The following is a 13,122-nucleotide window of genomic DNA, read 5'->3' as shown; positions in this document are numbered from 1 at the left end:
CAAGGAGATGCCCCCTTTGTGTCGAATACCTACCTTCGAAGCAGATCCGCTTCCGCTTACAACATCACTGCCCAGCAGAGGAGAGGATTCATTTGGCCTATACCATCAATAATCTGAAAGATAACAGCAATGTTGTGATCAAGGAACAGCTTGGCGGATTTTCGGTTATCGAGTACAAAGAAGATTTGAGCAGCACCACCTTGGCGGAAGCACAATCCAACTTCTTCATGAGCAAAAGCAACATGCGCAACAAGCAGCTCATGATTGAGCTGAACAACAGCGAGGTTACGCTGAGTGCCGGGGCCATGCAGTATATGGTCGGGAATATTGAAATGACCTCAGGGGTAAAAGGGGTCGGTGGACTGATGCGAAATATCGTGTCCAGCGCCGCAACCGGAACCAGTGCCATCAAACCTCTCTACAAAGGCACGGGTACGATTCTGCTGGAAACCACTTATAAATATCTGTGGCTGATTGATGTCGACAACGATCATATCGTTATTGATGACGGCCTGTTCCTGGCCTGTGAGTCTTCCCTGCAGCTAGCCGTCACCGCGCGTAAGAATCTGTCCTCTGCCGCACTGGGCGGAGAAGGGCTGTTCAATCTGAGCGCCAAAGGCAAAGGCATCCTGGCCCTGGAAGCACCGATTCCCTCCGAGGAGGCCGTTGTCGTTGAGCTGCAGAATGATGTGCTGAAGGTCGATGGCAACTTTGCATTAATGTGGTCCAACACCCTGGATTTCACCGTAGAAAAATCAGGCAAAACCCGTCTCGGCTCCGCTGCCTCCGGCGAGGGGCTCGTCAATGTGTACCGGGGGACAGGCACCGTGTGGCTGGCTCCGCTTACCCAATACAGAAACAGCCTGTTTCAGCCGAATACCCCTTAAATAATTTCTCAGAATAGCACTTTGTTTATCGAATCAGCACTTCCTTTGTCACCCGTGCAGGGAGCCGCTTATGAAGGGCGAATTGTTCATAGCAAGACTACCTGAACTGGAGGAACCGAAATGGAAATGCTGAAAACAAAGGATGCCGCAGAGCTGTTGTCCGTTAGCCAGACCACTATCAAACGCTGGGCTGCCATGTTCCCTGATTTCTTTCCAAAGGACCGGTTTGGACATTATATATTCTCAGAGCAGGCAATCAGCCTGCTACAATCGATTAAAGACCGCATCAATCACGGGGAAGCACTGGAGTGCATCAACCTGGATCTTGCTACTGGCACCGGGCAGCCCGTGTCACAGCAGGAGAACCCGCTCCTCCGCACACCTGATGGGCCTATGGAAGACATGCTGTCGCGAATCGATTACATTGAACGCTCACTAGAACATAAAGCTGACGAGGTAGTCTCGGTACAGCTGCTCCAGCAGCGCGGAGAGCTTGAGGACCTGCGTCAAATGATCAAGCAATTGGCAGTATCTCTGGAAACGATTCAGGAGCGGACCGACCCCTCCCTCTCCCCGTACGAGCCTAACGCTGCAGCCGGGAGGATCCAGAGTCCGCCGCGGAAGCGCGGGCTGCTGCGCACTTTTTTCTCATTCCTGTAACCCCAAGTTCGCATGCAGGCCAAACAAAGAACGGTTGATTCCATGGATCATGGATCAACCGTTCTTTGTTGTAGCTGTCTAGAACAGGCTTTTAGCCGCTTCAATCAATTGCTCTTTGGTCACCGTCCGGGAATCGGTCTGCACATGATAGGCAGTACTCTTGCCTTCACCTGCACTCAGCCATGTTACATCCTGATGAACACTGCTCTCCCCGAACAGCGACTGACTGTCCTTCAGATAATGTGCCGTTAGGCCGCCGATTTGAAGTTCCTCATACACCGTACCGGGCGGAACGAGTTGGAATACCTTGGCGCCGGGAGCGCCGTCTGCAATTTGCCAGGTCAGATAGATCGAGTCGCCCGCCGCATTGCGGTATACAGAAGTGTAGGTTTCAGTAATATCTTCAGACACATCCGTCTTACGCCACAGCATCTCACTTCCCGTCTTCTTGCTCTCAGCCTTCATTTCATCCAGAAGTGTGTAGGCATCCGCCCCGAACGTGAATTGGAAGGGTGAAGTCTCCATTCCTTCTACGAAATGGTAGGCTCCAAGGATCGATTCAGGAAACTTCTCCCCGACATGATGCTTCTGTAAGGCCGCTCTCCACTCCTCTACAGGAAGCACAACTGGTTTATTGATGCCGTAGACAACCGGGGTTCCCTGAGCCTCAAGGTCATGGTCTTTAAAATATACAACCGCCGTTTCTCCAGGGTTTAGCTGTGCTCTCACTTCCGCAAGCGAACCGCGTATCTTCGCTACATCCTCTGGAATGAGCTGCAGCTTCTGCTCTATTTTGTAATTAGAGGAGAGCTTATCGGTATGGTCATCAAACAGAAGCTTGCTGCCTGCATAGCCGAACCCGCATAGTACAATGAAAATAGCGGCGATCAGGACAAATTTCGGCGTTTTTTTAGTTTTTAACATGGATGGTTTTCCCCTTTGTTGCATCACCTGCTGCCTGTATTCTGCCGCTATTCGGGTATCCAGATCAGAAGGACACCTCCGGGAATCTCGTTTGAACTCCTCTACCAGCTGCCGCTCAATAGACAAAGCCATCCCCCTCCTTTCGCAATCCCAGTTCGTCGAACCGCTGGCGCAGCTGCTTGAGCGCATGATGATGCCTGGATTTTACGGTACCTATTGGAATCTTCAGCAATACGGCGATTTCTTCCAGCGAGCAGTCCTGATAATAGCGGAGGACAATAACCTCTTTGAATTTGAGCGATAGTGTCTGGAGAACCGGAAGCAGCTCAAGCTGATCATCCAGCTCCGTTAGCCGCAGCTCTGCAGCAGCATCGGATGATTTGGCGGTGCTCAGCTTCAGTTTTTCCGTGATCCGAAACAGCCGCCACTCCTTCCGCTTCCAGTTGCGCACTTGCCTGACAATCAATCCGTTGAACCATGAATTGAATTGTAGTTCCGGATCATACCTGCCTACACTTTTGTATAGCTCGAAATAGACTTCACTCATAATATCTGCAATATCTTTCCTGCTTGGAGCGAGGTAACCGATTAACCGGTAAGCATGCTCGCGTGTTGCTTCGTAAACGACTTGGAATGCTTCTTCATCCCCCTGGCTCATCCGGATAAGCCACGGGTTCAAGTCTAAGTCCTTCATAAGGGCCGGCCTCCATTCGGGTCTTACAACAGATATTGGCTCCTTTTGCCTAAATGGTTCAATTTATAAAAAGTTTAACATCTATTTAAGTTTGCGGCGAACTCTTCGCCTCTTTATTTATCCCTATTTTAAAACTGCCTTTTATGATAGGGCTATGAATATTAGGAGGGAAGTATATGAAGAATTACCGTGCCTATGCCGTTCTGCTGGCAGGAGCGATTGTGGCTAGTCAGCAGCTCAGCTTGCCGGTGTTTGCGGCACCCGGCAGCATTCCTATAAACCAAGCCATTCCGCAGAGTGTCGATGCGCTGACTAAGCTGGCCTCTATCTCCGTTCAGGCTGGCGTTAGCGTCAGATTGACCGATTTGCAGCTGGCTAAGGAGGAAACCGGAAACAGCCTCATTTATACACTTACTTATACCAATACGAGCGGCAGTCCCTATAAGCTTTTTAATGGATTCTCAAAAGTAACAACTCCTGAAGGCATAGAGATCAAAAGCAACCCTGTACCAGAAGATAAAAACAAAGTGGAAGTCCCCCCCAAGGACCAATTATCTGTTACATATTACGTGAATGTCCGTAAGACCACCAAACTCAGCGGGATCAAAGTATCCATGTTCGGTTGGGACTTCAGCGGTTCCGATTACCAGAAGAAGCTGGGCACCTTTGCCATCCCGACACCATATTCCTCATCCGTCCAGCAGGGCCAGAGTAAAAAGATCACCATGAACAGCCTTCCGGTATCCTTGAAGCCAGAGAATCTGCAAATCTACCATTTCAACAGCAAAGTCTACGCCAAAATCGCCTTAAGCCTAACGAATCTGGGCTCCAAGGTGTTGAGCGCTCCAAGCTACCGGGTATATCTGGAGTCCTCCGGCGGCTCCATGTTCGAGCTTACGTTAAGCGATACCAGCCGCGACTATAAAGTGCAATCCGGGGAGAAGAGGACAGTCTACTATCTGACTGAAATCCCTTCCTACACCAATACAAGCAATATGTCACTGTCCATCACCCGGGAAAGTACCGAGCTTAAGGCCGACCTGCCCGTGGCCTCCTTCCTGCTGCCTGCTTCTACCTCCCCGAGCCTCAGTGTAGCTGCGTATGCGACGAAGAAGCTCAGCATCAGTAGTAATACCGTAGAGACACAGCTGACAAAAGCCTCCGTTACGGCTAAGGGTGACAAAGCACTATGGAATCTGCAGTTTCGGGTGAAAAATGTCGGCAACAAAGCAGTAACTCTGCCGAGCTATGATGTATCTGTCAAAGCCGTAGAGGGTTATACCTTACCGGTAAATACCAAAGCTTTCAGCAGTCTTACACTGAAGCCGCTTGAGGAGCGAATTCTCCAGTTCTCCGCAGAAGTGCCGATTGAACTGAGTCAGGGTACGCTTCAGCTCCTGTTAGTAGAGCCCGCAGCTGAAGGCAAAATCATCTTCCCTACGGCCTTCTACCAGATTCCTTATGCGCTGGAGCAGGACCGTTACGTGAACTCTGAATATGTACTGGATAACAGCTACGGAACCTTCGGCATCAATCTCGAGTCCGTAGAGCGTATGCCCTGGTCCGCTGAAGATGTGGTTGTAGCCAAAGTTCGCATCCGCAACACCAAAACTTCCACGGTTACAATGCCTTCGCTCACCGGCGCGATGAAAGCCGGAACCCACGATCTGGGCAGTTCGATTCAGGTGGTTGCAGCCGATTCAGACCCTACGCTAGCTTCAGGGGAAAGCGCTAGTTATTATGTGATCGGCAAAATCCCTTATGAGCTGGGCTTCGAGCACATCAAAATCGAGCTCACCAGCGGTTCTGGCGATACTGCGGAGTCCTTCCTCTCCTTGAACACAAGACAGGTGGCTGCTACGGCCCTTACGGTAGACCAAGGCAAATCGTTCCACATTGAAACGCCGGGTAAACGGGCGGAGATCAAGGAACGCCGGACCACTGTATATCCCGGAACAAGCAAGAACATCGTGTACACAGAGCTGGAAATGAACAGCGAAGAAACCCGTAAATCGGATCAGGCCAAGCTCGTAGCTTACTATAAGACGTCAGGCGATGATTATTACGAAGCGGAAATCAGCCAATCGGAGCTGGCGACCGGACCTAAGGGCAAAAATCTGGTAACCGTGTGGAGCAAGCTGCCTGTGTCGGTAGACACCTCCAAGCTGACTCTCTATGTCGGGGAAGGCGTGAGTGAAGGCAAGCTTACGCTGCCGGGCGGAACGCCGACGGCTTACATCAACACTGTAGCGCTCGCACTGAACAAGCAAACGTCGGCTCCTCTAACCGCACTTAGCGGCGGTGTGGAATTATTCCCTTATAGTCTCACAATAACCGGAGCTACAGGGACATTGACGGAGGGCCAGGAAACACTCTCAACCAACCTGACCTACAGCCTGGGCAAGAGCAGCATCTATGATATGGGAACCTATGGACATAAGCTGGTTGTGCAGCTAATGGACCCCTACGGCCAAAGCCAGGAAAGAACACTGACACCCGGTACAGATCTTACCCCGGGACAATTCATGACCTATTCCACAACCTTCATAAGCAGCTTATATAAAACGCTGAAAGGCGGGAATTTCATTCTTAATCTGTATGACGAGTTCCAGGGCGAGCGAATCAAGCTGGGAAGCCAAACCTATAATTTGACCTACGTCCCGACACCAAAGGCTCCCGAGCCCACAAGTACCCCTGCCCCTAAGGACAGCACTAACACGAACGGTGGAGGATCATTATGAAGATAAAAAAAGGGGTCTGGATATCGGCTGTGATCCTTGCGCTTGTGGCAACAGGCACTGCGGTAGTTACCTTGTCGCCAGACAAAAACAAGCAAGGAGCCGAAGTAACCGTCAAAAGAACCGCAGTGCAAAAGGGAGATATCTCTGTCATTGTCAAAGGCTCCGGCTCTGTCAAAGCTACACACTCAGAAACGGTCTTCGCCAAGGATCAAGGAAACGTGGCCCGGGTATTTGTCAGCGCAAACGCTCGGGTTAAGAAAGGCCAGCTCTTGATGACCTATAAAGCAACAAATGTGGATAGCAGCCTCAGGCAGCAGCTTAACATCCTAAGGCAGAACCAAAACGCGCTGCAGGACAAACAGGATCAGTATAAGAAGCTTGTAATGGACGGTGCGGTGCAGGGCGAAGTGGACACGGCAAAGCTGGCTATTGAAAGGTCCAAGGAAGATATCGCCGCCACTGAGGCTGAAATTGCTGCACTGCACAAGGACCAGACCCCTCGTGCCCCATTGACCTCGCCGATGGAGGGAACGATTACCAAGATTAGCGTATCTTCAGGCGGAGCAGTCGTTAACGGCGCGGAAGCCTTCAAGATTACCGATTACCAGAATCTGAGCGCAACCATCCGGGTGGATGAGCTGGATATCCCCAAGATCAAGCTGGGAATGACTGCCACCGTTAAACTGGATGCTTTGGCAAATAAGAACTACTCCGGCACAGTGGTCGCAATTGCAAATGAAGGCAAGATTACAAACGGTGTATCCTTATTTGATGTCACGATCCGTCTATCCGATCCCGGTGATGTAAAGGCCGGAATGTCAGCGCAGGGGAGAATTCAAATTGAAGAAAAGAAGGGGATTCTGGTGCTTCCTATTGAATCCGTGACTCAGAAGGGTGATACATATTTCGTTCAGGTGTTGAACAATACGGCGAAAACGGACATAGCCCCTGTACCTGAAGAAAAGGCCGTTACCGTCGGCGTTCACGATGAGAGTCAGATTGAGATCACCGGCGGGCTGAAGCTCGGGGAACAGGTGGTTATTCCAACCGTTATCGCGCCAAGCAGTGCAAGCTCGAGTTCCCAGGATCAGGGCTTCTTCGGTGGAGATGGCGGAGACGGTGGAAACAGCGGAGGTGGAGAAATGTCTCCCGCAGGGAGTGGACTATGAGCGGCGAACCCTTGATTCGGATTGAAAATATGGTCCACGGCTATACGATGGCAGGGGAACGGATGACGGTGCTAAAAGGACTCTCGTTTACGATCAGCCACGGGGAGTTCGTGGCAATTATCGGCCCTTCGGGTTCAGGCAAATCAACGCTCATGAACATGATCGGCTGCCTGGACCTCTCTAATGAAGGAAGCTATTCTCTTGACGGACAGGATGTCAGAAAGCTGTCAGACAACCGCATGGCGCAGATCCGCAACGAGAAAATCGGATTTATCTTCCAGAGCTTTAACTTATTGCCGAAGCTCTCCGCTGTAGAAAATGTAGAGCTGCCCCTGATTTATCGGGGTATGGCTCACCGGGAAAGAAGAAAGCTGGCAGAAGTGGCGCTGGAAAAGGTAGGGCTTCACGAGCGGATGCATCACCGTCCCAGCGAGCTGTCCGGGGGGCAGCAGCAGCGGGTAGCCATCGCAAGAGCACTCGCGGGCAATCCTCCCATGCTTCTTGCGGACGAACCAACCGGAGCGCTGGATACCAAGACAGGGCAAGAGGTGATGCAGATGATCAAGATGCTGAATGCACAGGGGCATACGATTATTCTGATTACCCATGATCTGGAGATTGCCAAGCAGGCAAAACGGGTCATTCGGATTCAGGATGGAAATCTGGTAGAAGATCGGAGAAATGACGAATGATCTTTTTTCAAAGCATACGCATGGCGCTCATGAGCATCATCGGCAACAAGGTTCGTTCGTTCCTTACCATGCTGGGAATCATCATCGGAGTATCCTCCGTTATTCTGCTTGTATCCGTCGGACAGGGCGTCACCGGCCAGATTTCTGGTCAGCTCAGTGATCTGGGCACGAACCAGATGGCGGTAATGATCACAGGACGGGGAGCTGTCAATTCATTGGAGTATGACGAGGTGATGGCCTATGCCAAGCTCCCGGGTGTAGATCTCGTGTCCCCCAGCATCAGCAGCAACATTACCGCCAAATACCGTACCAAGAATAAAAGCGTCCCGCTTGAAGGGGTAACGCCGAGCTACGAGAAGGTGAAGGATTTCCATGTCCAGTCCGGCCGATTCCTGCTCGATATAGATATCCAGTACCGCCAAAAGGTAGCTCTGATTGGTGCGGGCACTGCAAAAAAGCTGTACGGCACTGAGAATCCGGTTGGGAAAAATATACAGCTTAATGGAAATACCTTTACAATCGTTGGTTTGTTGCAAGCGAAAGGGACGTCAATGGCTGGATCAAATGATGACAAAATCCTCATCCCCGTATCTTCAGCTGAACGGCTGCTTCAGAGTAAAGGCATTCAAAATTTCACCGTCAAGGTACTGGCTGATAAAGACGTTAAACCTGTCAAGAGCAGGATCGGAAGTATCCTGGACAAGAAGTTCCTAAAAGCCAAAGATTCTTACTTTGTTTACGACTCCAAGGAGATCATGGATACTGTAAAAAAAACCACCAACACCCTTTCAATTGGACTCGCAGGAATTGCCGGAATTTCCTTGATTGTGGGTGGAATCGGGATCATGAATATCATGATTGTCTCGGTCAACGAACGAACACGGGAAATCGGAATTCGCAAGGCTATTGGTGCTAAAAAGCGGGATGTATTGCTGCAGTTTATGATAGAGTCCATCTTCTTAAGCACCCTTGGCGGAGTGGTGGGAATTGGCGTTGGACTAGGGCTCACTTGGTTAGTCGGCAAGTTCACTTCTTTACAGGTAGGCTACGCCTGGAACATGGTTGTGATTTCGTTCCTGTTCTCTCTCTTTATCGGTGTGTTCTTCGGACTGTTGCCGGCCAACAAAGCAGCAAGACTCCGGCCGATTTATGCCCTACGCACGGATTAACGAACCGGGGTACTATGATATGATTGAACAAGTAGAAACGGCTACAAGAAGGAGCTGGGAACGCAGTATGACCATTAAGCGGCGCTTGTTCATTTCGAATATCCTGATGATTGTAATCCCTGTGCTCATTTCCCTGCTTATTATCTTTGTCGGCGGAGAGATTATTTTCCGAGCCTCGCAAGACGGGGTTCAAAAAGATGATCAGTTCTATGATTCGCGCGATGATCTGATTCAGAAAGCTAAGCAATTTCTTGAGAACGGAACCCAGCAGGAGCAGGCAAAAACCAAGACTGCGCTGGAACAGGTATTGCAACAAAATGAGCTGAGTCTGAATATTTACTCTTCCGAAAAGAATATATTTAGCTTCGGAACTCTTAACATTCGGTATACCGAAGAGCTTACAGGGGCGATTTGGGCATTGAAGGGAGAGGGCTCTGCCTCCCTCAAAAACGAAGAAGTATACGCAGAGAAGATGAACGTTAACGGCAAAACGTATACAGTGATCATTTTCAACATCATATCTGATTTCAATTATGAGGATTTCCCGCCTGAGATCATTATGTTCGTTATTTTATTTTTCCTCGGCATCATCGTCGCGATTATCTTAACCAACCGTTTTCTTACCCGGTTTGTGTTCAAACGAATTAAGCTGCCCTTGGATACTTTGGTTGATGGCGTTCATCAGCTCAGGGACGGCAATTTGGATGTTAGAATTCACTACGAGAACAAGGATGAATTCGCCTCCATCTGCGAGGATTTTAATGATATGGCCGTACGCCTGAAAGAATCTCTTCAGCTTATACAGAAACAGGATGAGAACCGAAAAGAGCTCCTTGCCGGAATATCGCATGATCTCCGCTCTCCATTAACCTCTGTCCGGGCCTATTCAGAAGGCTTATTGGATGGTGTGGCCCAGACACCGGAATCCCAACAAAACTATATCCGCATGATAAAGACCAAAGCCGAGGACATTGACCGGATGGTGGCCAAAATCTCCCTATTTTCGAAAATGGACTTGGGCGATTATCCCTACGATCCTGAACCGCTAGAAGTCAATCAGGAGATATTATCCTTGGTAAAAGCCACAGCAGAGGAATATAGAGAAAATGGGCTGGAAGTGAATATTACGGCTTTAGCCGAAAATGTGCTCATCTTTGCTGATCCGGTTCAACTTAACAGCGTCTTTTCTAATATTCTGGAGAATAGCTTGAAGTACAAAAATAAAGAACATGGCCATGTAAATATACGTACTGAAGTTAAGGGTAACGAAGTCTTTATCTATTTATCCGATGATGGGCCCGGTGTGCCGGTGGAAGCCCTGGAGAAATTGTTTGACGTGTTCTACCGCAGCGATCCTTCCCGCAATAATCCCAACAAGGGCAGCGGATTAGGACTTGCGATAACGGCAAAGGCAGTGGACCGGATGGGTGGAAGTATTCACGCTGAACTCTCTTCGGCAGACGGTTTATGTATGGTTATCAAGCTGCCAGTTCTAAGCAAAGGGGCAATAGCATGAAGAAAATATTAATTATTGAAGACGACAGCGCCATCGCTTCGATAGAGCGTGATTATTTGGAGATTAACCAGTTTGCGGTTGAGATCGCGGAAGACGGGATAACCGGGGTAGAAAAGGCCCTTTCGGGACAATTCCAACTCGTTCTGCTCGATTTGATGCTGCCTGGCGAGGATGGTTTTTCCGTGTGCCGCAAGCTTAGAGGCAAGCTCGACATCCCGATCCTGATGGTTACAGCCAAGCAGGAGGACATTGATAAAATCCGCGGTCTGGGACTCGGGGCCGATGATTATATCATCAAGCCCTTTTCCCCAAGTGAGCTGGTGGCCCGGGTCAAATCCAACCTAGCGCAATATGAACGCCTCAAAGGCGGAAATGTAACAATGGCTCAGAACAGCAGTATCGAAATGGGTCCATTCGTAATCAATACCCAGTCGCATAGAGCTTATCTTAAAGGCCGGGAGCTGGATTTGAAGAAAAAAGAATTTGACCTTTTATATTTTCTTGTAGTCAATGCGGACATCGTGTTCAGCAAAGATTCTTTGTACGAGCGAATTTGGGGTTATGACGCTGTAGGTGACAATGCTACGGTGGCGGTGCATATCAACAGGCTCCGTGACAAGATCGAGGAGGACCCGGGCAATCCGAAGTATATTCAGACGGTCTGGGGAGCGGGGTACCGGTTCAAACCCTGAAGCAATCTTGAAGCAATAAGGAAGCCTCCTTCATCATAGGAGCTTTCTTTTTTTTTCATTTCCCAGCCCTACGGTTACAATTTTTGCTTTTGCAAAATATCCATGAAACGTGTTAACATTCGCGTTGTCAGTTGTACGAGAACACAAGGTCAACAGGCTGAAATGGAGGAGCAATATGCAATTCAGGGGACGCTTATATCCGGGTAAATGGTTCGACAGGCTATTGATACGCAAAAAGATTATGTATGTCTACATTCCGCTGATTATCTTACCCTTGTTTATTCTAGGCTTTGTCTCGTACCGGGTCTATACCGATGCTATTGTCAAGAAAACAGTGAACAGTGTCTCCGACAATTCAACCTTGATTACTACACTCATGAACAGCATGCTGACCAATACGGAAAGCGCTGCCAATATATTAACCTTAAATCTGAACAAAGTGATCGTCGAGAAATATTCGGAAGACGGCGGGCAGGTATCAGATCTGCAGCTCTACACCCAAATCACCAATCAGTTAAGCTACGCGCTGCTGATCTTCCCGGATGTGGATTCAGCAGCTTATATCAGCCGGAGCGGTGTGGTCTATGGCTCAAATCTGGAGATGGAGAGGAATGTCGGGCAGCTCCAGGGAAGCCGTATGCTGAGCACACTGGAGCATTCCCGCGGCTCTAATATTTGGTTTCCTATGGAGCGCCGCAGCTATCTGGTCTCCAGCCCGGAACAGCCGGTGCTCTCCCTTGGCAAACGAATTGTCAACATCAATACCGGAGAGACGCTGGGCTACGTCATTCTGAATGTGCGGGAGAATGCCTTATCAGCCATCTACCGCAATATCGGCTCCATCCAGGATGAATCCTTCATAATTGTTGACCCCAGCGGCCTGGTGGTCTCTGCACTGGAGCCAAGTCAAGTATTACACCCGCTGCCCGGAGGTGCTCTAAGAGACTGGGTGATAGGATCTGCTGAACAAAATCTGCTGCAGCCTTCTCCCTCAGGAAGGATGCTTCTGATCCGTGCAGATATTACTAAGCTGGGCTGGCAGCTAATCTCCATGGTCCCCTATAATCGTCTGAACGAAGATACCAAAACCATTACACAGTTGATCATCCTCATAGGTTTCATCTGCCTGTTCTTTGCGATTCTTGGCGCGGGCATGTTGTCCAATCTTATTGCCAAGCCTATTATCAACCTCTCCCGTCATATGAAGCATGTGAATGAAGGCCATCTGGACCCCTACCTGGAGGTCAAATCCAGGGATGAAATCGGAATCCTCGCCTCCGGGTTCAATATGATGATGAACCGGGTTGAAGAGCTGCTGAGCAACATCGGCAAGGAGCAGCGGGAAAAGAGGGAATATGAGCTTGCTCTAATTCAGGCGCAGATCAAACCTCATTTTTTATATAATACGCTGGATGTCATTTATACGCTGTCGGACATGGGAAGACCACGGGACGTACAGCGGACCACGAAGGCGCTTGCCGACTTCTATAGGGTGGTCTTAAGTAATGGCCGGGACCAGATCACGTTACAGGAAGAACTGAACAGCGTCCGGGATTACCTGTCTATTCAACAGATCCGGTATTCGGATGTATTCAATTTCCTGATTGAGATCGAACCGGATATTCTCCCCTGTATTATTCCTAAGCTTACCCTGCAGCCGCTTGTAGAAAATGCAATTTATCACGGGCTTAAGACCAAGGGCTCCTTCGGTGAACTTATAATCAGCGGATACAGAGAAGAAAACAAGGTGATCTTGAAGATCACAGATGACGGAGTAGGGATGTCTGAAGAACGGCTGCACGCACTGGAAACTGCCATGAGGGGTCAGGAAAAGCCCGTCGGCTATGGAATAAGCAGTGTTCACGAACGAATCAGACTTTATTTTGGCTCTGAATACGGATTGCAGATTACAAGCAAGCTTGGACAAGGAACAGAGATCGCTGTGAATCTCCCTTATCCGGGTCGGTCAGGAGAATAA

At 49.4% G+C, this 13,122-nt stretch carries 11 protein-coding genes; 9 read left to right on the top strand and 2 right to left on the bottom strand.

The genetic code is table 11. From position 1 onward, the window contains the following. Nucleotides 1-92 precede the first annotated feature (92 nt). Nucleotides 93-887, top strand: coding sequence for an AIM24 family protein (locus A3848_RS27830; protein WP_074088291.1), 795 nt, complete (start codon nucleotides 93-95; stop codon nucleotides 885-887). A 120-nt stretch (nucleotides 888-1,007) separates the two neighbouring features. Further along, the gene (locus tag A3848_RS27825; protein ID WP_074088290.1) at nucleotides 1,008-1,547 is read left to right on the top strand and encodes a MerR family transcriptional regulator; all 540 of its coding nucleotides are present in this window, start codon (nucleotides 1,008-1,010) and stop codon (nucleotides 1,545-1,547) included. Between the two features lie 78 nt (nucleotides 1,548-1,625). Here A3848_RS27825 and A3848_RS27820 read toward each other — a convergent pair whose 3' ends face one another. Together A3848_RS27820 and A3848_RS27815 are read right to left on the bottom strand one after the other, a co-directional pair. Further along, complete coding sequence (locus A3848_RS27820; RefSeq protein ID WP_143192473.1) at nucleotides 1,626-2,471, bottom strand: hypothetical protein; 846 nt, start codon at nucleotides 2,469-2,471, stop codon at nucleotides 1,626-1,628. Between the two features lie 115 nt (nucleotides 2,472-2,586). Continuing rightward, a complete protein-coding gene (locus tag A3848_RS27815) occupies nucleotides 2,587-3,165 on the bottom strand; it encodes a sigma-70 family RNA polymerase sigma factor (RefSeq protein ID WP_074088288.1) in 579 nt (192 codons plus the stop codon). A 176-nt stretch (nucleotides 3,166-3,341) separates the two neighbouring features. On the opposite strand from A3848_RS27815, the gene A3848_RS27810 reads away from it, so the two are divergent. The 7 genes from A3848_RS27810 (at nucleotide 3,342) to A3848_RS27780 (ending at nucleotide 13,122) form a co-directional block, all read left to right on the top strand. Continuing rightward, nucleotides 3,342-5,906 (top strand): hypothetical protein, encoded by a 2,565-nt coding sequence (locus A3848_RS27810; protein ID WP_074088287.1) that lies wholly within the window; start codon nucleotides 3,342-3,344, stop codon nucleotides 5,904-5,906. Continuing rightward, a complete protein-coding gene (locus tag A3848_RS27805; protein ID WP_074088286.1) occupies nucleotides 5,903-7,075 on the top strand; it encodes an efflux RND transporter periplasmic adaptor subunit in 1,173 nt (390 codons plus the stop codon). The genes A3848_RS27810 and A3848_RS27805 overlap by 4 nt, the downstream gene beginning before the upstream one ends. Next, entirely contained in the window at nucleotides 7,072-7,767 is a 696-nt protein-coding gene (locus A3848_RS27800; RefSeq protein ID WP_074088285.1) for an ABC transporter ATP-binding protein, read from the top strand. The genes A3848_RS27805 and A3848_RS27800 overlap by 4 nt, the downstream gene beginning before the upstream one ends. Further along, nucleotides 7,764-8,936 carry an ABC transporter permease gene (locus tag A3848_RS27795; protein WP_074088284.1) on the top strand — a complete coding sequence of 391 codons (1,173 nt, stop codon included), beginning with the start codon at nucleotides 7,764-7,766 and terminating at the stop codon, nucleotides 8,934-8,936. Before A3848_RS27800 ends, A3848_RS27795 begins: the two co-directional genes overlap by 4 nt. A 19-nt stretch (nucleotides 8,937-8,955) precedes the next feature. Next, complete coding sequence (locus A3848_RS27790) at nucleotides 8,956-10,452, top strand: sensor histidine kinase (protein ID WP_256702572.1); 1,497 nt, start codon at nucleotides 8,956-8,958, stop codon at nucleotides 10,450-10,452. Continuing rightward, nucleotides 10,449-11,144, top strand: a complete 696-nt coding sequence (locus A3848_RS27785; RefSeq protein ID WP_074088282.1) for a response regulator transcription factor — start codon at nucleotides 10,449-10,451, stop codon at nucleotides 11,142-11,144. The genes A3848_RS27790 and A3848_RS27785 overlap by 4 nt, the downstream gene beginning before the upstream one ends. A 175-nt stretch (nucleotides 11,145-11,319) precedes the next feature. After that, nucleotides 11,320-13,122: a sensor histidine kinase gene (locus tag A3848_RS27780; protein WP_074088281.1), complete on the top strand. Its 1,803-nt coding sequence runs from the start codon at nucleotides 11,320-11,322 to the stop codon at nucleotides 13,120-13,122.

This window comes from Paenibacillus sp. P32E (assembly GCF_001909085.1).
Classification (GTDB): Bacteria; Bacillota; Bacilli; order Paenibacillales; family Paenibacillaceae; genus Paenibacillus_AQ; species Paenibacillus_AQ helianthi.
Note: the sequence above shows the minus strand (reverse complement) of the source record. Positions and strands in the feature narration are given on the sequence as shown.